The sequence below is a fragment of the Pseudoalteromonas prydzensis genome, from assembly GCF_011050055.1.
Taxonomy (GTDB): Bacteria; Pseudomonadota; Gammaproteobacteria; order Enterobacterales; family Alteromonadaceae; genus Pseudoalteromonas; species Pseudoalteromonas prydzensis_A.
Genome location: NZ_DRGM01000173.1, coordinates 17950 through 37822, shown reverse-complemented (window position 1 = coordinate 37822; position 19873 = coordinate 17950). Strand labels below are relative to the sequence as shown.

The 19873-nt window shown below is 38.0% G+C and carries 20 protein-coding genes; 3 read left to right on the top strand and 17 right to left on the bottom strand.

From position 1 onward, the window contains the following. Positions 1-9: 9 nt before the first annotated feature. Complete coding sequence (ppk1, locus tag ENH88_RS17030; RefSeq protein WP_304184040.1) at positions 10-2097, top strand: polyphosphate kinase 1; 2088 nt, start codon at positions 10-12, stop codon at positions 2095-2097. Further along, positions 2090-3577, top strand: a complete 1488-nt coding sequence (locus ENH88_RS17025) for an exopolyphosphatase (RefSeq protein WP_304184038.1) — start codon at positions 2090-2092, stop codon at positions 3575-3577. Before ppk1 ends, ENH88_RS17025 begins: the two co-directional genes overlap by 8 nt. Before the next feature lie 72 nt (positions 3578-3649). Here ENH88_RS17025 and ENH88_RS17020 read toward each other — a convergent pair whose 3' ends face one another. Continuing rightward, on the bottom strand, positions 3650-4105 hold the full coding sequence (locus ENH88_RS17020) for a hypothetical protein (protein ID WP_304184036.1): 456 nt from the start codon (positions 4103-4105) through the stop codon (positions 3650-3652). Between the two features lie 392 nt (positions 4106-4497). On the opposite strand from ENH88_RS17020, the gene ENH88_RS17015 reads away from it, so the two are divergent. After that, positions 4498-4824: a hypothetical protein gene (locus ENH88_RS17015; RefSeq protein WP_304184035.1), complete on the top strand. Its 327-nt coding sequence runs from the start codon at positions 4498-4500 to the stop codon at positions 4822-4824. 129 nt (positions 4825-4953) lie between these two features. Here ENH88_RS17015 and ENH88_RS17010 read toward each other — a convergent pair whose 3' ends face one another. The 16 genes from ENH88_RS17010 to ENH88_RS16935 form a co-directional block, all read right to left on the bottom strand. After that, a complete protein-coding gene (locus ENH88_RS17010; protein WP_304184033.1) occupies positions 4954-5301 on the bottom strand; it encodes a hypothetical protein in 348 nt (115 codons plus the stop codon). Between the two features lie 105 nt (positions 5302-5406). Further along, positions 5407-5652: a hypothetical protein gene (locus tag ENH88_RS17005; protein WP_304184032.1), complete on the bottom strand. Its 246-nt coding sequence runs from the start codon at positions 5650-5652 to the stop codon at positions 5407-5409. Positions 5653-5827: 175 nt separating this feature from the next. After that, positions 5828-6148 carry a hypothetical protein gene (locus ENH88_RS17000; RefSeq protein ID WP_304184030.1) on the bottom strand — a complete coding sequence of 107 codons (321 nt, stop codon included), beginning with the start codon at positions 6146-6148 and terminating at the stop codon, positions 5828-5830. 122 nt (positions 6149-6270) lie between these two features. Continuing rightward, entirely contained in the window at positions 6271-6615 is a 345-nt protein-coding gene (locus ENH88_RS16995) for a hypothetical protein (protein WP_304184028.1), read from the bottom strand. A 227-nt stretch (positions 6616-6842) separates the two neighbouring features. Then, positions 6843-7199, bottom strand: a complete 357-nt coding sequence (locus ENH88_RS16990) for a hypothetical protein (protein ID WP_304184027.1) — start codon at positions 7197-7199, stop codon at positions 6843-6845. Positions 7200-7202: 3 nt separating this feature from the next. Continuing rightward, positions 7203-7541: a hypothetical protein gene (locus ENH88_RS16985; RefSeq protein WP_304184026.1), complete on the bottom strand. Its 339-nt coding sequence runs from the start codon at positions 7539-7541 to the stop codon at positions 7203-7205. Positions 7542-7824: 283 nt separating this feature from the next. Continuing rightward, positions 7825-8679 carry a transposase gene (locus ENH88_RS16980; RefSeq protein WP_304184024.1) on the bottom strand — a complete coding sequence of 285 codons (855 nt, stop codon included), beginning with the start codon at positions 8677-8679 and terminating at the stop codon, positions 7825-7827. A gap of 190 nt (positions 8680-8869) precedes the next feature. Continuing rightward, positions 8870-9259 (bottom strand): hypothetical protein, encoded by a 390-nt coding sequence (locus tag ENH88_RS16975; RefSeq protein ID WP_304184022.1) that lies wholly within the window; start codon positions 9257-9259, stop codon positions 8870-8872. Positions 9260-9267: 8 nt separating this feature from the next. After that, a complete protein-coding gene (locus tag ENH88_RS16970) occupies positions 9268-14019 on the bottom strand; it encodes an RHS repeat domain-containing protein (protein WP_304184020.1) in 4752 nt (1583 codons plus the stop codon). A 7-nt stretch (positions 14020-14026) separates the two neighbouring features. Continuing rightward, positions 14027-14473 carry a hypothetical protein gene (locus ENH88_RS16965; protein ID WP_304184017.1) on the bottom strand — a complete coding sequence of 149 codons (447 nt, stop codon included), beginning with the start codon at positions 14471-14473 and terminating at the stop codon, positions 14027-14029. Positions 14474-14514: 41 nt separating this feature from the next. Then, positions 14515-14874 carry a hypothetical protein gene (locus tag ENH88_RS16960; protein WP_304184016.1) on the bottom strand — a complete coding sequence of 120 codons (360 nt, stop codon included), beginning with the start codon at positions 14872-14874 and terminating at the stop codon, positions 14515-14517. 23 nt (positions 14875-14897) lie between these two features. Then, positions 14898-15221 carry a hypothetical protein gene (locus ENH88_RS16955; RefSeq protein WP_304184013.1) on the bottom strand — a complete coding sequence of 108 codons (324 nt, stop codon included), beginning with the start codon at positions 15219-15221 and terminating at the stop codon, positions 14898-14900. 23 nt (positions 15222-15244) lie between these two features. Continuing rightward, positions 15245-15598, bottom strand: a complete 354-nt coding sequence (locus ENH88_RS16950; protein ID WP_304184012.1) for a hypothetical protein — start codon at positions 15596-15598, stop codon at positions 15245-15247. 27 nt (positions 15599-15625) lie between these two features. Beyond that, entirely contained in the window at positions 15626-15958 is a 333-nt protein-coding gene (locus ENH88_RS16945) for a hypothetical protein (protein WP_304184010.1), read from the bottom strand. 15 nt (positions 15959-15973) lie between these two features. Further along, complete coding sequence (locus ENH88_RS16940; RefSeq protein ID WP_304184009.1) at positions 15974-16504, bottom strand: hypothetical protein; 531 nt, start codon at positions 16502-16504, stop codon at positions 15974-15976. A gap of 250 nt (positions 16505-16754) precedes the next feature. Then, a complete protein-coding gene (locus ENH88_RS16935) occupies positions 16755-19871 on the bottom strand; it encodes an efflux RND transporter permease subunit (RefSeq protein WP_304184008.1) in 3117 nt (1038 codons plus the stop codon). Positions 19872-19873: the final 2 nt, after the last annotated feature.

The following is a 19873-nucleotide window of genomic DNA, read 5'->3' as shown; positions in this document are numbered from 1 at the left end:
GAATAGAAAATGAACGCCTGTGCAGATGCGCCGCAAACGATTAATTATTTTGCTCCAGAGTTAAGTTGGCTGTCTTTTAACGATCGTGTTTTACAAGAAGCGAAAGATAAGAATAACCCAATTATTGAGCGCATTCGTTTTTTGGGGATCTTTTCAAATAACATGGATGAGTTTTTCAGGGTTCGGGTTGCCGATGTGAAACGGCGTATTTTATTAAACAAACTTCCTGATACCAACTTTGATGAAGACGAAATTTTACTTACCCAAATCCAGCAAAAAGTACTGTTGTTAGGCAAAAAATTTAACCTGATCCATGAGCAAATTCTAACCGATCTGATTGCCCATAATATTCATGTCAACCGCCCCGAGCAGCTTAACGAATTTCATATAAACTGGTTGAAAAACTTCTTCCACGATAATGTATTGCAGCATATATCGCCCATTTTATTAGATGAAAACAAAGATTATTCAGATCATATTAACGATACAATGACGTACTTGTTTGTCGAGATGTTTAACGACAAAAGTCATTATGCGATGTTAGAAGTTCCTACTGATCGAGTCCCCCGCTTTGTCATTTTACCACCCGAAAAAACCCGCCGCCATAAAACCATTGTGATGTTAGATGACATTATTTTGTTTTTTTTAAGTGATGTGTTTAGTAGTTTCTTTAGTTTTACCGAGATCCAAGGCTACGCAATCAAGCTGACCCGTGATGCAGAATACAATCTCGATGATGAGCTAGAAGAAGGCATCCTCGACAAAATGTCGAAGGGCCTCAAGCAACGAGTTTATGCAGAGCCTGTGCGTTTAGTTTACGACCAAACCATGCCTGAATCGATGCTCAAAGTAATGAAAAAGCGCTTAGGTGTAACTCATCACGACGCATTGATCCCCGGCGGCCGCTATCGTAATTTTAGAGACTTTATTGGCTTTCCCAATATTGGCCGTCAATATTTAGAAAACAAACCATTACCAGCCTTACAAAGCACCGCCTTTAATAATCACGCTAGTATATTTGCAGCGATCACGCAGCAAGATATTCTACTTTATTATCCATACCATACATTTAATCATCTACTGGAATATGTTCGCCAAGCGGCATTTGACCCTAGAGTGACACAAATTAAAGTAAACATTTACCGTGTTGCGAGTAAGTCACGGCTGATTTCCTCACTTATAAATGCAGCTAAAAATGGCAAAAAAGTCACGGTAATGGTAGAGCTGAAAGCCCGCTTTGACGAGCAAAATAATATTGGCTGGGCTAAAGTACTGAGCGCTGCGGGCATTAAAGTTATTTTTGGTATTCCCGCACTTAAAGTGCACAGTAAGTTATGTATTGTGCATCGCAAAGAGAAAGGCCAAATCGTTAAATACGCTCATATTGGTACCGGTAATTTTCACGAAAAAACCGCCAAAATTTACACTGATTTTAGCTTGTTCACTAAGCATCAAGGTATTTGTGACGAAAGCGATAGCGTATTTAAGTTTATCGAAAGTAGTTATAAACCCTTTGTGTTCGAGCACTTGATGATATCCCCAGTCAATGCTCGACAGCTGTTGCTTGGCTTAATTCACCAAGAAATAGCGCATGTTGAAAATGGTCAAAGCGGTAAAATCACGCTAAAGATAAATAACTTAGTAGATAAAGAGCTGGTTGATTGTTTGTACTTGGCCGCTCGCAGCGGGGTTAAAATTCGCATTATTGTCCGTGGTATGTGTTCCTTAGTGCCAGGGCTCAATAATTTTAGCGACAACATTCGGGTAATTAGTATTGTCGACCGTTTTTTAGAGCACCCACGAGTGATGATTTTTGGCAATAAGGGGGACGAAAAAGTCTATATTTCATCTGCGGATTGGATGACCCGTAATCTTGATCATCGGGTGGAAGTCGGCGTGCCTATTTATGATGAAAAGCTCAAACAACTCATTATTGACCTACTTGAACTGCAATTTAAAGACCGCACCAAAGCGAGAATAATTGATAGCGAGCAGAAAAATCATTATGTTAGACGCGGGAATCGTAAAAAAATACGCTCGCAAATAGCGATTTACGATCACTTAAAAAAATGGGAAAACAATTACAATAATGAATAATTATCACTCAATTGCTGCGGTTGACTTAGGGTCAAACAGCTTTCATTTAGTCGTAGCAAGAGAAGTGGATGGCTCTTTGCAAATCCTGCATAAAGAAAAACAACGCGTTTACTTAGCGGATGGTTTAGACGACAAGTACCAGCTCAGCCAAGCAGCCATCGACCGAGCTTTAAGTATTCTTAAACAATTTGCCATCACATTACAGGATTTCCCTGCCTGTAACGTAAAAATAGCCGCAACCTACACCTTGCGCCGCGCTAAAAACATCAATACCTTTTTAGCACAAGCCAGCAAAGTATTTCCCTTTCATATTGATGTAATTTCAGGCCAAGAAGAAGCGCGCTTAATTTACCAAGGTGTTGCGCATTACATTCATCACGATGAAAACCGCTTAGTGATCGATATTGGCGGCGGCAGTACCGAGTTAATTATTGGCAAGCATTTTAAGCATAAATTACTCTCCAGCCGCAATATGGGCTGCGTAAGCTATACCAAGCAATTTTTTGCCGATGGTATTATCAACGAAAAACGCTTTAACAAGGCACAGATAAAAGCAGAGCAAGAACTTGAAGTCATTTTTGCCAATTATATCAGTACTGGCTGGCAGTCTGTGGTGGGTACCTCAGGAACGATAAAATCAATATTAGCCATGCTCAGCGCCAATGACCCTGACCAAAAAAATATCACACTGGAGCGATTACTCGAACTTAAAACCCAGTTTTTAGCAGCAAAAACCATTGATAATTTACTGATTGAAGGCTTAAGCCCCGAGCGTCAAGTGAGCATTTGTGGTGGGCTGGCTATTTTAATCGCGATTTTTCAATTGTTTGATATTACCGAAATGGATTACAGTGACTTTTCACTGCGTGAAGGTTTGCTGCATGAAATGCAGCAAAAGTTGGCACTTAAAGATATACGCACTAATACCATAGCAAATTTAAGCGAAAGAAACACAATCGATAAAGTTCATGCCCAACGCGTTGCTAATACCGCCGATTGGCTATTCCTACAAGTACAAAAAGAATGGCAACTCGACTCATTAGATAATCATCAATTACTAGTGTGGGCAGCGCAATTACACGAAGTCGGTTTAGGTATTAACTCATCCGGCTTACACAAACACAGTGCGTATGTTGTTGAAAACAGCCAGCTGCCAGGGTTTACTCAGCAGCAGCAAACATTGTTAAGCTGTATGATACGCTTTTACCGTAAACGAATTCGTTTAGAAGAATTTCCAACACTGCTATCTGTACCGCACTTTCAAATACTGCAATTAATAGTATTACTCAGGCTAGCAATATTATTAAACCAAAAACGCCTTAACGATCAACATCAAGAGCTAGCAGTATCCGTTAAAGGCAATAGTATGCTGTTGCAATTTCCGCTAGGTTCGCTTAGTGAACAAACCCTACTGCATGCCGATTTACAGCAAGAGCAAAAGTATTTGAAGAAAGTAGGCTTTTTAATCGACTTTGTATGATTATAGCGATAGCTAAATTTGGATAGCCTTGGCTATCCAAATTAGATTCACTGTAACGCGAGTTACTCTCTACTACATATCCATATGACGATTAGCGCTTTGCATCATTTGCTTTAACCCTTGATGCTCAAGCTCCAATAATTGCGCTAGCTTCTCTTTACCGGCCGGCGTTTCTGCTCGGCTAAATAAATATTGATAAAGATTGATCACTTTTTGGTGCTGATCTGATATATAACCTTGCATGGCTTGCTCATCAACACGCGTATCGCGATTTAAATCAGTAAAATTAATCAGTTCAGAGTTCTCAGCAAAGTACTCGTAACAATAAGTATCTAAGGTATTGATCTCGGTGATGGCTTTAAAACCAACTAAATCCTCAGCCAACTTTTTTTCGTACCTAACAAAATAATCTGCCAGCATTCGGTTATGCTCTGCCAACTCGTCCCTGAGACTAAAAAAGTTTGCCGCCATTTGAGTATGAAATAGTACAGTCCAGTCGTACACTTCTTGTATTGTTTTAACTTGCATGTGCGTTCCTTACTTAATTAAGCCTAGTAACAAGTCTGTTGCTAAAAACATGCCACTAAAAAGTTAAATTAAAACAAATACGTATTAAAACCCTATCACTTGAACTCGTATAAGTTACAAGTAACAGGGTAATTTTTATAGAGTGGTAGTAAAAGAGAGCAATAATCGAACAAAATCAGACTGGGTATTAATTGAACTCAAAAAAACGAAAAAGTTAAGCACATACGTATTATCTGAGCTGCATGGTTTTTCAACTATTTTTCAGTTTCCCTAAAACAGATAAATACTTTAATATATGAAAATATACGCAACTTCTCTCAGTAGGTATTGATATTTAATTCGACGTTAATATCAAATAAAATAACTAAACATAACCACAAATAGGAAATATAATGCATAAAATAAAGATCTTCTCTTTATTAATCTTATTATTTTTTACTCTTTCGGCAAAGGCTAACACCTTAACAACAAAGATTCATAAAATGGGCTGCCATAAACAAACTAACGCTTGTTTCGTTTACGTAGAAGAACCAATAAAAAGTAACTGCCCATCTAATGACAATTCCTTTCGTTGGGATGGCACAACAGATCCAAGCGGGAAGGCTATTTTATCAATATTGCTAACGGCTCATTCCACAGGAAAAAGTGTAACTTTTTGGGAATCTGGTTGTTTTTCTGACTTTCCTACCTTTAGCTTTGCAACGCTAAACAAAATCTAATTAGTTGGTAAGTACTCATCAGTCTAAGGTAAAGCTCCTTTGGCTGATGAGTTTGTAGCAGTACAACAAACATATCACTCTATTTAAAACTACTTCGTCACAAAGCGAGCATGCTATTAAACAAATTAATCAACTCGAGATACGTAAAAAATAAAAGCCGTGGTCCTGCAAGTCAATCCATTCACCTTTTCTACAATCTTTATTATCATCTTTGTTAAACCACAAAGTAACATTTTTGTTTGCCATAGAAGCAGCCAAAACCATACTATGAAGAGCTTTGCATGTATCAACCTCTATCGTACCTACTTTTCTACTTATACTACATACTAAGTTACCTACTCCGATTGTATCCACGGTAATGTGCAATGCTCCATTACTTCCAATATCAACTGTTGTTATTTTTCCTCCACAGGTATGTGCAGCAAACGCGGTATTACTTGATAAAATAAGCGCTGCCAATAATATTTTTAACTTCATAATATCTTTATCCTTAAAAATTTTTAATTATTCTACTATTAACTTTATTTATAAAGCCTAAGCATTTCTGGTTCATTATTGTAATGAGTTTTTAAAAAATCGTAATCATCTGCTAGATATATTAAAATCATAGATTTTGGTTGCTATGGCTTGCTGTAATAAAGATTGATATGAACTAGTTGCAGCATTGCTGTGCGGGCCAATATACTTCCAAATACTAACGCCATCTTTTTTAAAATACGCTAAAACAGTTGTTTTATGTACTTGTATCGCCTCTACTGAATCGTAGTGACACTCGATTGCAAAAGACTTTAACGGTAAAAATACACATAATAATAAAACTTTTTTCATCTATTTCTATAAAAATAAAACCTGATTACTCACTATAATGAACTTCCATTCATTGCATAAAGCTACGTGATATAAAGCATCCATAAACTCTAATTTCAATGGATTTAACAGTTCAAAGCAGTCTTTTCACACTCAGACTGTAGATAAAAGGAGCCTACCCTGCTGATTTAATCTATTATCTTAAATGTAGGGATGCGAATTTATAAGCACCATTATACGGCCATTCCGATACAGGATTATCATAGCCTTGAATCCATACATCATTTTTTGAAATTTTAGCGCTTAATAACATTGCAAAAATAGTATTAGAATAATCATTTTCAGGTTTTAGCCAAAAGCTCTTACAATTACTTGCAGAGCTGCAGATAGTAGCTCTTACTATGCCACCTTCAGCAAAAATACCTGTTACTTGCCCTTGAAATTCTACAGCGGCGCTGACATTAACCGATGCAATAAATACAATAGCAAATAATATTTTTGAATAAATTTCTTGCATAACCAGCACCTAAGCATTTGTTATTTAAAAAGAGATAAAGTATGTACCCACACCTACTTACGCCATAGATAGAAATATAATTTTACTTTGATCAATTTAAGAGCCTGGAGAGTGATTTAAAGTCAATCTGTTACAAGTAAGTACTTAGAACCACGAATTGAGTTATATGTACGACCATCATGAGTAACACAGCCGTCAGAATAACCCTGTACTGATTTACCAGCCGCAAAAGCCATTAATAATAGTGAATAAGCTTTATCATAGTTGGCATCATTAGACTGGAGAACAATAGCATCTGTATGTGAGCAATTATTAGCATTATTCCATGGTTCTTTGGAGTAAAGATAAAAGCCACCAGTTTCAAATGAAACCGTTGATATTTTTTGCTTCGATAACCAGTCCCCTGAAAAGCTACTATGACTATTAAATAACAATAAAAAAACTAAAGCTTTTATAAATAACTTCATTTCAAAAATTCCATTTAAAACTTAAATAACTTCATTTCAAAAATTCCATTTAAAACTTAAATAACAGCATGCTTCATCAAAAAAACTGCTGTTTATGTATAATAAACTACCATCAAGTGTAAAAATTAATCTGCAGAGTCAATTAACCTACTGCAAAAAATTTGTGCCTGTCCTGCATTACTTATCTAATGGTTCACCAAGAGGATAGGAGAATATAGCAAATTTAATTAATAACTCTGCAATCTAAGATGATAAAATCCATGATCACTGTATAAATTAGCCCAGCTACTTTTAGCACACTCTTCGTTAGTATTTTTGTTAAACCAAAGCATGACATTATTTTTAGTGGTCATCGCAACCAATAAAGTACTGTAAACAGTCTTACAAAACTCTACTTCATTTTCTCCATTTTCAGGGGTCAAATCACATAAATATGCATCCCTAGCTATACCTTTGAGATAAGCATAAACACGCCCTGTTTTGTCTACTTGAACATCTAAAACTGTCGCAGAACAATTGAGGTTTTTTGCACTCGAAGAAAAAGCAGCAATTAAGAAACTAAAAAGGATTGTTTTTTTTAACATAACTTAGCCATAAACTCTTACACTAATGATTTTAATCTGTTGTCGATTTTGACCCGAACAGCCTTCGACCCAAAATCTAACTGTTTTGTTTGCAGCATAAGCCATCATTAATGTAGTCGTAATAATGTCATAGCCAGCATCAGTGGGGGTAATAGCTACAAACGGAGAGTTTCTACATTCAGAAGGTAAATTATTCCGACCACCAATAATATCAACTTCTACTTCTGCCATTACCCAATAGGCGTTCACATATAATTGTTTTATCTTAGTAGTCGATGTATCAGAGCCTGCAAAGACGAAACTTGAAAAAAGAAACAGAAAAGGTAACAAATACCGTTCCATGGTAAATTCCATATTAATATAATTTATTAAGCGAATATTTACATACACAAAGAGAAATTTCAACTTTAAAGCATTAAATGTTCCTAATAAATCAATACCATAAATTAATTATTAAACTGTATTTACTATTTAAGCTGTTCTTCACAATTTAAATAAAGTAATTTGCAGAAATTCACAGTGCGCTGATAGATGGTTTCACAAACTACAAAACAGGTTTAGCAATAGTTCTGTGATCTATTACCACAGCTGAAGAGCTATTTTTTCATACTCCAAACCGCAATGGTCAGGTCTTTCTTTTTGCCACTATCTTGCTTACTCGAGAATAATGCAGCTGAAAATAATCGCCAACCTCTTTCAACGTGTACCCACTGGATGCATAAGCAGCTCTTATGGCATCATTACGATTACTACACTGTTGAGCATATTCTGTTAATGATAACGCTGCTCTGCGCCTTTGCTTTTGAGGTACTTCCGATAAATCGCCTTCCTGCTCTTTAAGTAATTCTAAATGCTCCTTTACAAACTCAGCACTACCTAAAAACACCTGATTTGAAATATTTCCCCAAGGATCCACCCCTTTTCCTTGCTCTACAAACTGCGCAAATTTACGTCTGGCTATTGTTTTATACTTTGCAAATTGCAGTAACATTTTATCTACCGCAAGCCATTGGGGAATCGGCTCTTGACCCATTACATAATTCCAGCTACTCCAAGGCCACTCCGATAGGCTATCGGCCATTTTCGCTCTAATTGGGTTTAAAACAATATACCTGTTTAGCTCTAATAAATATGCATCCTTATCAACCAAAATTGCCTTATATCGTCCTTGGAATAAATGCCCCACACGTCGCTGTTTTCTATTAAACCATTGCGTATATACACCATTTAATTGCCGCATCCCTTTGCTTAAATTGGCATCAGGTGTTTCGACTAATAAATGGTAATGATTGGTCATTAAGCAAAAAGAATGGATCACCCAGTTATAACGTTCACATACATCTCCTAGGATTTTTAAAAACCCCTCAAAATCTGATTCATCTAAATAAATAGGTTTTCTTTCATTGCCCCGCGAAGTTATGTGATATAACGCACCCGCAAACTCTAATCTGAGAGGCCTAGCCATCTTTTCACCTATCAATTTGTATAAATTAATATCTAAAAATTAGCCGCAACCAACAAAAAGGCAAGAAGAAAGACCTAACCCTATTATTTTTCTATTATTTCTCTTGCCTTGAAAACAAACCCAAGCCACCAGAGCCATAAAACAAAGCCCCGCGAGTGCAACCTTCAGGTAAACACAGAGCGAGGCTTTGAACTCAAAATCGTAACTAAACTATTAAATTATCTAAATAGCTTCCAAGCTCTTTAATTTGTTTTGCATCACAAAATATCTTAGTACTTTCACCACTGTCTAAATTAATTACTAAGCATTTCCATACCAAATAATTTTTGACTTCAATTGCTTTAATACCAGAAAGTTTTTTATGGTATGACAGCTTCGTAATACCAATAATAATTTCTTTATTCTTAAAGCCCACTTTAGAAAATGAACCTGAGAAATAATTAATTTTTCCTTGGTTGTTATAAGTAAAACAACCAGCACATCTGATCAACTTTTCAAAATTAGTATTTATTCGGTTTCTGGTTACAAGAAGAGCCAAAACACCGAAAAATAAATAATCTGCTATGATCAAACTTATTATTAAAAAAACTATCATTAAACCCCCTACTCAAACCAAGCTCTAACTCCGGTAACTATATCGGCTAATACATCTGTTTTATAAACTTCTCCATAGGTGCCTGTTATTCCTGCTTCTGCGCCTACCCCTAAGGATAAACCGAACTCTCTTATAATGCCTTCGGTAGGCTCTCGCTTTCCATTAAATATATCTCGCGCGGCATCGACACCATGGTGTGATGCTGGTAAACCTATAGAGCCATTTACAATTGAACCTGAACCACTCAATGCTAAACCATACCCACCAAAATCATCGATAGTCACATCATCACTTGTCCAAACTGCGTTCCAGAATAGGCCAACTCCTTTACCTGCACCGCCTCCTAGCTCATTATTTGCGACATAAGCCAACTCTAAAGTATCAGAGTCAAACAATATCATTGAACTGGCACTACCTTTACCAAAGAAAGTGAAACCACCGCCTACATTTATGCCAATTGGCTCTTCACCACTGGGGTCAATAAATTTATGTGGATTATTATTAGCATATGCATAACGATTAAAACCATGCACTGCATTTCCGCTTGCTTGGTGTCCCGAGAAATCAACCGGATCATTCGAGTAGAAACGACCTATGACTGGATCATAGTATCGTGCCTGCATATAACTCAACCCTAAATCGGTGTCGAATTTATGCCCTGTGTACCCTACATCATCTTTAGGTGCTTCTATTGTTTCACCAAATGGGCGGCTGTGTTGACGACTTTCATCTACACTTTGCGGTGTAACGTTACCGTACTTGGCAATCAGTTTTTTACCTAAGTAAATATAGTTTGTACCGTTGCCTGTTATGATGTTTCCTTTTTCTCTATATAGCAGCATGCCATCTTGGCTATACATTGAATAACTGGTGCCATTGCCATCAGTTTGTTTTACTCGGCGGTTATGGCCATCGTAGAGATAACTATTGCCTTTTGCAGTGGTAAGTTGGTTGGCCGCATTAAAATCTAAACTGTATGCACCATTATATTCTATATTTCCGCGGTCATCATACCGAATAGAGCCATAACGACCACTTACGCCTGTTACTTTAGATAAACGGTTTTTAGCGTAGTCATACGTGTAATCAAGTGTTTTACCTTTACTCTGGTAGTAGGTGATATTGCCAAAACCGTCATAACGTAAGCTACTTGAACCAATTCCTGAGCCTCCTGTGGTACTGGTTAAACGGTCTAGGCCATCATACTGTAAATCCGTTAAACTATATGCGCTGTTTTGCCCATCATTAATTGAAGTTACGTTTGCATTATTATCGTAATCATAAGTCAATGACATAACAGTACTAGGTAGATTACTGCCACTTGGGCCTGTATCTTTTAGCTGCTTAGGTAGTAAGCTATCGCTATGTATTGTTGTTTCATGTTTTACGCCGTTACCATATGTAAATGAGTTCAACAAACCATTTGCATAATATGTAGCACTTTTGGCAAAGCTTAATGCAACGGTTGTGCCCTTATAAGTTTGGGCTTCTGTTGGTTCACCGAAACTATTAGGCTTGAAGTTTACAACCGTGCCATCAGGGTAACTTAAATGACTGTTCTGCTGTAGGTCATTATAGGTATACTTCAACGTTAATGGTAATTGAGTGCCAATGTATAGCTGCTCTTCTTCCAACAGGTTTTGGTTATTATACTCGTAGCGATGAATTACATTACCCGCAGTTAACGTTTTAACATTACCATTATTGTCTCGCTCATAAGTCACATCGCCTGAATTATCTGGATAGTCAATTGTTTGAAGTTCGCCTAAATTATCGTAGCTAAAAGAGGTGCTCAAAACTGGTTGAGTTGCGCTACATTTGGTGTTTGTGACTCCTGCTTTACTCCAAACTAGCTTACCTAAAGCATTATGCTTATAAAGTGTATTACGCACATCTGGACGGGTTGTTAAACATAGTTGCTTGTGTTCATCATAATAGCGATTTTCTGTGATTGTTTTAAATGCCCCAGCTTTAGTTAACCCTTCTTGCGCAATCGAGTGAGTTAAGCCAAATACATCAATCTCAATTGTTGTAGTTACACTCTCGGGAGATTTAATTTCAATTGCACGTTCATAACTTGGTGAACCAAATGCTTGATATGTAGTGGTAGTAGTATTATTTTCGGCGTCAGTAAGCTGTATTTTATTACCTTGTAAATAAGCATAATTAGCTTCACCTAAGCCACTTTTCGCCACTTTTAAAACTCTACTTAAACCGTCATAAGTAGTACTTATGCCATTAGAACTTGACCAATATGATTCAAAAATCTGTTTGCCATTTTTATCATACTTATAATTTTTAGATCGAGTTTTATCACCATCGGTTTCTTCAAGTGTTTTTAACCTCATTAATCCATCATAGGTTTCGGTTATGCTATGGACTGAGGTATTATCACATCGGTTGGAGTTTTTATTTAAATTGCAGTATTCAATTATACGTTTTGGACTAGTCGCTGTAGTGAAATCCCATGTATATAATGTATCGTACCAATCATTTCCAGTTATACTATCTTCAGCGTAATTAATACCTTGCAGAGAACCACCATAAGCATATGAAAACTTAGTTGTCACTCCATTAAAGTCTATCTCTTTAGTCACCCTGCCATTATTATCCACTGTCAGTGACTTACTGATTTCGCCAGCAGCATTTCTAGCAGGTACGCTGACTGTTCGTGCAATACCGCGCTTATACCTTGAATATGACGTGAATTGGTTACCTTCACCAGTAGTTTTGGCTATATTGTATTCTTCTCTTGCGAGGTTACCTTTAGAGTCGTATTCAGTAAAACGTTTTACCCAACGACCAAACTCTCTTTGTTCGTAGGGCAATCCCAACCCAGCATAAGCCCCTTCAGAAGTAGAGTCGTTATGATAAATCGTTTCAGAAACAGTTAGATAATTAGAGTCAGTATCGGATACTTGTATCGTAGTCGGTAAACCAAGAAGCCAACTATTCTCTGTTTCATTATGATAACTGAGCTTGGTAAATTTAGATCTCTCATTGAAAGTTTCTTGTACTTTGGTTGGTTTTCCGTATAAATCATGACTTATATATTTTGTAATATAATCATTGCCATCCTGAGTTATTACCTGCTTAGTTAGCTTAACTTTTGAAGTTAACGAGTCAGACACCTCTTCGGGGAAATCCAAAAATGTAAAATCACCAATATTAGCAACTAGTCCGTAGGTATATTCAACTTCTTTAGTCACTGAAAATGTTTTTGAGGTGTCGAAGCTCTTGGTTGTCTCTTGTAATAACCTACCGTGATCGAATGATTTATCATCTGAAAATAATTGAACAGTCTTGTCTAATCCTCTTACTATGGTGGTCTTTATAACGTCTTTAGAATTATAGCTACCATCGTTAGAAGTATAACGGTCATCTTCATAATTAAAAATCCAAGTATCAATGTTAGTTGTACCGTCATTGATCACTTTTTTTTGTAATTTCATATTCTCATTATATGGATCATTCCTCATTTTTTTGAATACTTTATAAGTGTATTCAATAGAACCACCACCAGGGAGAGTGACCTCTGTTAATAATCTAGGACCATTATACACTGGCCATTCAGTACCTTCATCCCTATATGATTTTTTATCTTTTGGTGTACCTTCGCCATATTTATACTTCCACGTTTTATTTCCTTTAAGTACTTTATTCAAATAATAGCGATTGTCTCCGGGATTTGCATAATAGCCATACATGACTCGATCTCCCCCCTGAACTTCTACGGATTTAATACGCTCATTAAAAGATGCAGGAGTAACGACAATATCATGGCACGTCCCGTCCGGCATGCAAGTTCCAGGGATTTTTTCTAGGGTTGTATAGTAGTCAATTAGTATATTAGTATCATCATTACGTCTTATTTTGGTTAATCTTTGTTCTATGTAAGGTACTCTTATATGAGACGCATTTTGACCAATATCATTTTTAGGCATAAAAAATTTGCCAAACGTCTCATAATCATAATTAATTACTGTTCCATGGATGTTTCTGACTTCTGACGCGAATAAAGTGGTGTTGCCTGTGTGATTAAACTTATCTTTTAACCCAACATAGCTATATAAAGCTTGTACTATATCTATTGTATAGCTGATCCCTGTTGGAGATTCAACGATAAACCCATTACCATCATTGGTGCAAGATGCAACCCAGTCATTAGTAGTGACCCATTTTTTTGATGGGTAACGCCTCATGTCTGTGTTCTTAAATAACTGTTGGGCCGCTTGTCCTGGTATTTTTAGTGTCATGCCTGACCAGTATTTTTTAGCAATCTTAATACCTCCACTATTTCGTGTAGAAGCTCTACCATCGCCAGGATAAGGATCATTACATATTCCTGTACGCGTAGTAGCTGTTTTATCAATTAGTTTATCGTACTCAGCTTTATCTGGTGGCAGGTCCCATCCCCTAGTAATACCATATGGAACTGTAGGTATTATTATTCTAGGTACTTCTAGACGCCAATTACTCATACTACCAATTTGACCGTTATAACCCCAAACACGCTCATTTTGGCTAAAACTTCTTGATATTAAAATATCCATCCCATTACTGCCAGGGATTATCATGTCAACTGATTCGTAGCTTAATTGTCCATTTAGAGGGTTAATATTTTCCCCGTTTGATTTATAAGGGTCTACCTTCGAATAGTTTTCACTAGCACCTTTATAATCCTCAGCAGTTAAAGTGTAAGCAGGACTAGAAATAATCAATGTTAAAGTAAATAATATTACATATTTAAAAATCTTCATTACAACTTTATTCCTCATCCTTAGTTTCTACAACTGGACTACCAAGCAAATCCGTGTGTATAAATATTATTTGTTTTTTCAAAGCCACGCTATTACTCCAAAGCCCACTGTTATTACAAGAGGTATAGCTACACGCCATAATCCTAATGCTCGAAATACCAACTGGTAGAGGCGAAAATGTGACTGAATTAGAATCAACTTCCCTTAGCAAAACCCAATTACCGTTACTATCTAATCCTTCAACACGATATTTACTTGCATGCTGAATATCATTCCAAGTTATGGTGACACCATTTGAAAGTTTCACTAGAGTCACGTTATTAGGTTGGCTATATTTATAATTTGGAATAAGTGGAATGATGATAAAATTACCGCCATTACTAATCGGTATCCATGTAGTTTCTGCTTTTAATGTTCCTGTAAAAAGTAACATTAGCATTAATATTATTTTCATAGTCCCTCACGGATGAATTTTGGGTGTTTCATAGTTAATCCTTAAAACGTTATTCGCGTTATTTTTCTGTAAACATTTGGAGTTGCACCCCAAGCATCACAATTATCTACCTCACTGTATGAGATTGATGCTGGTACACCCGCCATTTTTGCAGCTAATAAAGTACTATACATTCTATTGCGCGATTCTTCCGAGTATGAAGCGGGTATTATAAAGTGTTCTTTATTACTACAGGCAGCTACAGGGGCTCCATTGTTATCTTTTAATTTCACTAAAATTTGGTTTTGGCTATATAAAATTAACGTTTCAATTTCGCCAGTTGAATTAAGCCATGCGGCTTTAACTGTATTTGGTAGCAAAAAAAGCCCAGCTACTACTAATAATTTACTTAAAAAACTCATTATAAATATCCCTTAATGATAATTTATTTAAAACTTTCTGCTTTAATGCTGAAGGACGAAATTGGTAAAAAGTTTTTGTTACCACACCAATTACTTAATGGCTCACCCGGAAAAAATCGCGCTGTTTTACTACCTGTTGCCATTGAAAACATCGCCATAGATAAGAAATGATCCTGCTTTTTTTCACCCACTGACTTTAGGACTACATACCAATTTCCTGCATCAGTATGAATTGCAAAATCATCACCACAATAAAATATTTGGTCGACCGTTTGCCCTACTGTTGCTACAGCCTGAGTACTAAAAAAAGTGAATGTCATCAAAATCGCGATTATATTTTTTATCATTTATTCATCTACCTTATTATTAATTAATCACCTAGCTTAAAATGATAGAGGCCATGGTTTTTATAAAGATTGACCCAATCACCTTTACTACAACTTTTATCTGTGTCGATATCAAACCAAAAGGTTACGTTTTGCTGTGTAGTTTGTGCTAAAAGCAAGCTGCTATATAACGCTTTACAAAATTCAGCATCATTTCCATCATCAGCAGGAGAGAGATCACAAAGAAAAGCATTAGATGCTAAATTGTTAATTGTTGCATACACTTCTCCACCACGGTTTAGCTGCACATTTTTTATGGTGCCTGCACAATAATGATTTGCCCAAACTGGTGTACTCAAAATTGAGATTAGAAGTGGCAAGATAATTTTAAATTTCATTCGATAATTTCCGCTGTAATTAATATTTTAATCATTTACCCATATACTGGTAATTCTTTTACTACTTTTATTTTGCCCTGAACAACCCGTAACATAAAAAGAAACACTTTTATTAGCAGCATACGCAAGCATTAACGTACTGGTAATAATTTCGTACCCTGGTTCAGATGGTGTTATAGCAACCCAACTAGAACTTGCACATTGTTCAGGGAAGTTATTACCATTAAGCATTGTTATATCAACTTCAGCCATAACCCAACTTCCATTCACATAAAGTTGTTTTATTTTACTTGATGACGTTTTCCCTGCAGATACAGTAAATGTAGCGAATATTAAAGTGATACAAATTAAAATTTTCATAAGTATCCTTTTAGTTTATATTTTTGATAAGTAATCATTGAGAGTAGAGATGATTAGCTCGTCAGTTACATGATTTTTTGTTTTAAGTTTTTCTAAAGGGCGAGAGGTGTTATTTTCAGTTTTTGTATTTTCAAATACGTAAATTTCACCGTTAATAAAAGTAATGCTGCCATCAATTATGACTGCCGTTGGGTCTTTCTCTCCAGAAACTGATTGAAACTTGAGTTTATTAATTTTCAATAATTGGATTTTTTTGTTTTGTAATTGCAGGGTATTATGCTGAATGATTAATGATGTAAACCGACTTTCAAGGTTTTGATAATTAATAGTTGCTTGAATTTTTTTCCCGATACCGACATCAATTGCGGCTCCAATAGCAATACCAGAAGGCCCCATAGCTGACATGAGTGCAATTCCTGCCCCTGCACCCTTTCCAGTATAAGTAACCTCTGGCGAGAGCATTATTTCAACAGGTGTAGTGGTAAGTGTTTGACACCCTAAAAGCATTAGAAGAGATAAAATTATTATTTTTTTTAAAAAACTCATCTTTATTCGATCCGTGAACTATATTGGAAATCATGCCTATTGAAGGATGAGCCTAACAAAGGGACGGAATTATAAAGAAAGAAATACGATTTGTAAATATTCCAATTTACAATACAGCATTAAGTACTAGTTCATAGTCCACTTTTTCGAACATCGTTTTATATTTAACACTTTCCCAGCATAAAAATAATAAATTAAGGTATTAGAATAAAGGAGTCGGTAGTTAGCCCACTCCTTTTTATTATCTACTTTACAGATCCCGCTTGCGCCATAACAAATACACCGCGGGTAGTACGAGCAAGGTTAATACAATGGCGCTGAACATACCGCCGACCATGGGGGCGGCGATGCGGCTCATTACTTCACTGCCTGTTCCTGTGCCATAAAGTACGGGTAGTAAACCGATGATAATGGTGGCGACTGTCATCATCACTGGGCGTACTCGCAGGCCTGCGCCTTCAATAATGGCTTGTTTAAGCGCTATAAAGCTAAGCGTTGTACCTGCTTGTTGTGCTTGCGAACACTTTTCTTGATAGGCTTGATTTAAGTACACCAGCATGATCACGCCAATCTCTACCGCAACGCCGGCAAGGGCAATAAAGCCAACGCCCACAGCGACTGAGAAGTTAAAACCTTCTAAGTACATGAGCCAGATACCGCCGATCATCGCCAATGGTAGAGTAGCCATAATAATCGCCACTTCCACAAAGCTTCTAAAGTTTAAATACAGCAGCACAATAATAATCGCTAAAGTGAGCGGTAATACATAGGCGAGCTTTTCTTTGGCGCGCTCCATGTATTCATATTGCCCCGCCCAGGTTATTGAGTAACCAGCAGGGAGTACTAGTTTTTTGTCAAGCACTTTGCGCGCATTGTCGACATAACTACCAATATCAATGCCATCAATATCAATAAAGCTCCAGCCGTTTAAACGGGCATTTTCGCTTTTGATCCCCGGCGGGCCATCTTCAATAAAGACATCCGCCACATCGGCAAGGGCAATACGTTGCCCTGCTGGGGTTACAATTGGCAATAGCATCAGTTCTTCGGGTGAATCGCGGTAATCTTGCGGGTAGCGTAAGTTCACCGGATAACGCTCTTGCCCTTCGACCGTTTGCGTGACGTTCATGCCGCCAATGGCAGTGGCAACCACTTGCTGCACATCGGCAATGTTTAAACTATAACGAGCAGCTTTTTCACGGTTGATATCCACCTTGATATAACGCCCACCAGCGACTCGCTCAGAGTAAACAGAGGCAGTGCCGGGTACATCTTTAAGTAACACTTCAATCTGCTGGCCAATTTTTTGAATTTCACTCAAATTTGGCCCCGCGACTTTAATGCCCACCGGCGTTTTGATCCCCGTTGCCAGCATATCAATACGAGTTTTAATCGGCATCACCCATGCATTGGTAAGCCCTGGAAACTTTACTAAGCCGTCGAGTTCTTTTTTCAACTTGTCTAAGGTCATGCCTTCGCGCCACTGATCTTTAGGCTTGAGCTGAATAAAGGTTTCGATCATGGTCAGTGGCGCAGGATCGGTGGCGGTTTCTGCGCGGCCCACTTTCCCAAACACGGTTAACACCTCGGGTACTGTGGCGATGAGTTTATCGGTTTGCTGCAAAATCTCCCGCGCTTTACCAATCGACAACCCAGGGTAAGTGGTTGGCATATACATTAAATCGCCTTCATCCAGCGGGGGGATAAACTCACTACCAATTTTATTGACCGGATAAAAGCCAATAACAGCGACCACCACTGCCAGTACTAAGGTCATTTTCGGGAAGCGTAAAACCAGATTCAGTAATGGCTTATATGCGTTGACCAATAAGCGGTTCACTGGGTTTTTCTGTTCTGAAATCACTTTACCGCGGATAAAATACCCCATCAATACCGGTACTAAGGTGATTGCTAAGCCCGCAGATGCGGCCATGGCATAGGTTTTAGTGTACGCCAGCGGGGCAAACATCCGCCCTTCTTGGGCTTCTAAAATAAACACCGGCATAAAGCTCACGGTAATAATCATTAAGCTAAAGAATAATGCAGGGCCTACTTCACTGGCAGCATCGATGACAATTTGCCAACGGTTTTCATCCGTGAGTGGGGTTTTTTCCATGTGTTTATGCATATTTTCGATCATTACAATCGCGCCATCGGTCATCGCGCCAATGGCAATGGCAATGCCGCCGAGCGACATAATATTGGCGTTAATACCTTGCCAATACATGATAATAAACGCCGTTAAAATCCCCAGCGGCAAAGTGATAATAGCCACCAGTGATGAGCGCACATGGAACAAAAATACCACGCAGATCAGCGCCACCACCGCTAACTCTTCGAGCAGTTTGCTGGTGAGATTATCCACTGCGTTTTTGATCAAATTAGAGCGGTCATACACAGGCACAATTTCAACGCCATCAGGCAGGCCTTTTTTCAGTGATTCGAGTTTTTCCTTCACCAACTCAATGGTTTTTTGTGCGTTTTCGCCAAAGCGCATCACCACCACACCACCAGCCACTTCGCCTTCCCCATTGAGTTCGGCAATGCCACGGCGCATTTGTGGACCAAGGCGAATATCGGCTACATCGCGTAATTGCAGTGCTGTGCCGTTGGCGTTCACCCCCAGTGGAATTGCCTCTAAATCGGCGACACTTTTTATATAACCGGTACTGGTGACCATGTATTCAGCTTCGGCCATTTCGACCACCGAGGCCCCCATTTCTTGGTTGCCTTGTTTAATCGCGGTTTGAATTAAACTCAGCGGAATGCCATAGGCACGCAGTTTATCTGGCTCTACATTGACTTGATATTGCTTCACCATCCCGCCCACTGAGGCCACTTCTGACACCCCTGGTACAGTTTGCAATTCAAACTTTAAAAACCAATCTTGCAAGCTACGTAATTGGCTAATGTCATGTTGATTGGTTTTATCCACCAACGCATATAAATAAATCCAACCCACACCAGTGGCATCTGGGCCCAGCTCTGCAGTTGCGGTGTCGGGCAAGCGACTCGCTACTTGGCTTAAATATTCTTGTACTCGGCTGCGCGCCCAGTAAAGATCAGTGTTTTCATCAAAGATGACATACACGTAGGAGTCACCAAAAAATGAAAAACCCCGCACTGTTTGTGCCCCCGGTACTGAGAGCATCGCGGTGGTAAGCGGGAAGGTCACCTGATCTTGCACCACTTGTGGCGCTTGCCCTGGGTATGAGGTTTTTACAATCACCTGTACATCGGATAAATCAGGTAAAGCATCAACTGGGGTATTTTTTACCGCAAATAAACCACTGCCAATGAGTATTGCTGTGAGCAATAATACAAAAAAGCGGTTAGTAACGGACCATCGAATAACTGCTGCTATCATAA

What these genes read in the sequence shown, in the direction of transcription:
- ppk1 (WP_304184040.1), top strand. Translation starts at nt 10, where the DNA reads ATGAACGCCTGTGCAGATGCGCCGCAAACGATTAATTATTTTGCTCCA.
- ENH88_RS17025 (WP_304184038.1), top strand. Translation starts at nt 2,090, where the DNA reads ATGAATAATTATCACTCAATTGCTGCGGTTGACTTAGGGTCAAACAGC.
- ENH88_RS17020 (WP_304184036.1), bottom strand. Translation starts at nt 4,105, where the DNA reads ATGCAAGTTAAAACAATACAAGAAGTGTACGACTGGACTGTACTATTT.
- ENH88_RS17015 (WP_304184035.1), top strand. Translation starts at nt 4,498, where the DNA reads ATGCATAAAATAAAGATCTTCTCTTTATTAATCTTATTATTTTTTACT.
- ENH88_RS17010 (WP_304184033.1), bottom strand. Translation starts at nt 5,301, where the DNA reads ATGAAGTTAAAAATATTATTGGCAGCGCTTATTTTATCAAGTAATACC.
- ENH88_RS17005 (WP_304184032.1), bottom strand. Translation starts at nt 5,652, where the DNA reads ATGAAAAAAGTTTTATTATTATGTGTATTTTTACCGTTAAAGTCTTTT.
- ENH88_RS17000 (WP_304184030.1), bottom strand. Translation starts at nt 6,148, where the DNA reads ATGCAAGAAATTTATTCAAAAATATTATTTGCTATTGTATTTATTGCA.
- ENH88_RS16995 (WP_304184028.1), bottom strand. Translation starts at nt 6,615, where the DNA reads ATGAAGTTATTTATAAAAGCTTTAGTTTTTTTATTGTTATTTAATAGT.
- ENH88_RS16990 (WP_304184027.1), bottom strand. Translation starts at nt 7,199, where the DNA reads ATGTTAAAAAAAACAATCCTTTTTAGTTTCTTAATTGCTGCTTTTTCT.
- ENH88_RS16985 (WP_304184026.1), bottom strand. Translation starts at nt 7,541, where the DNA reads ATGGAACGGTATTTGTTACCTTTTCTGTTTCTTTTTTCAAGTTTCGTC.
- ENH88_RS16975 (WP_304184022.1), bottom strand. Translation starts at nt 9,259, where the DNA reads ATGATAGTTTTTTTAATAATAAGTTTGATCATAGCAGATTATTTATTT.
- ENH88_RS16970 (WP_304184020.1), bottom strand. Translation starts at nt 14,019, where the DNA reads ATGAAGATTTTTAAATATGTAATATTATTTACTTTAACATTGATTATT.
- ENH88_RS16965 (WP_304184017.1), bottom strand. Translation starts at nt 14,473, where the DNA reads ATGAAAATAATATTAATGCTAATGTTACTTTTTACAGGAACATTAAAA.
- ENH88_RS16960 (WP_304184016.1), bottom strand. Translation starts at nt 14,874, where the DNA reads ATGAGTTTTTTAAGTAAATTATTAGTAGTAGCTGGGCTTTTTTTGCTA.
- ENH88_RS16955 (WP_304184013.1), bottom strand. Translation starts at nt 15,221, where the DNA reads ATGATAAAAAATATAATCGCGATTTTGATGACATTCACTTTTTTTAGT.
- ENH88_RS16950 (WP_304184012.1), bottom strand. Translation starts at nt 15,598, where the DNA reads ATGAAATTTAAAATTATCTTGCCACTTCTAATCTCAATTTTGAGTACA.
- ENH88_RS16945 (WP_304184010.1), bottom strand. Translation starts at nt 15,958, where the DNA reads ATGAAAATTTTAATTTGTATCACTTTAATATTCGCTACATTTACTGTA.
- ENH88_RS16940 (WP_304184009.1), bottom strand. Translation starts at nt 16,504, where the DNA reads ATGAGTTTTTTAAAAAAAATAATAATTTTATCTCTTCTAATGCTTTTA.
- ENH88_RS16935 (WP_304184008.1), bottom strand. Translation starts at nt 19,871, where the DNA reads ATGATAGCAGCAGTTATTCGATGGTCCGTTACTAACCGCTTTTTTGTA.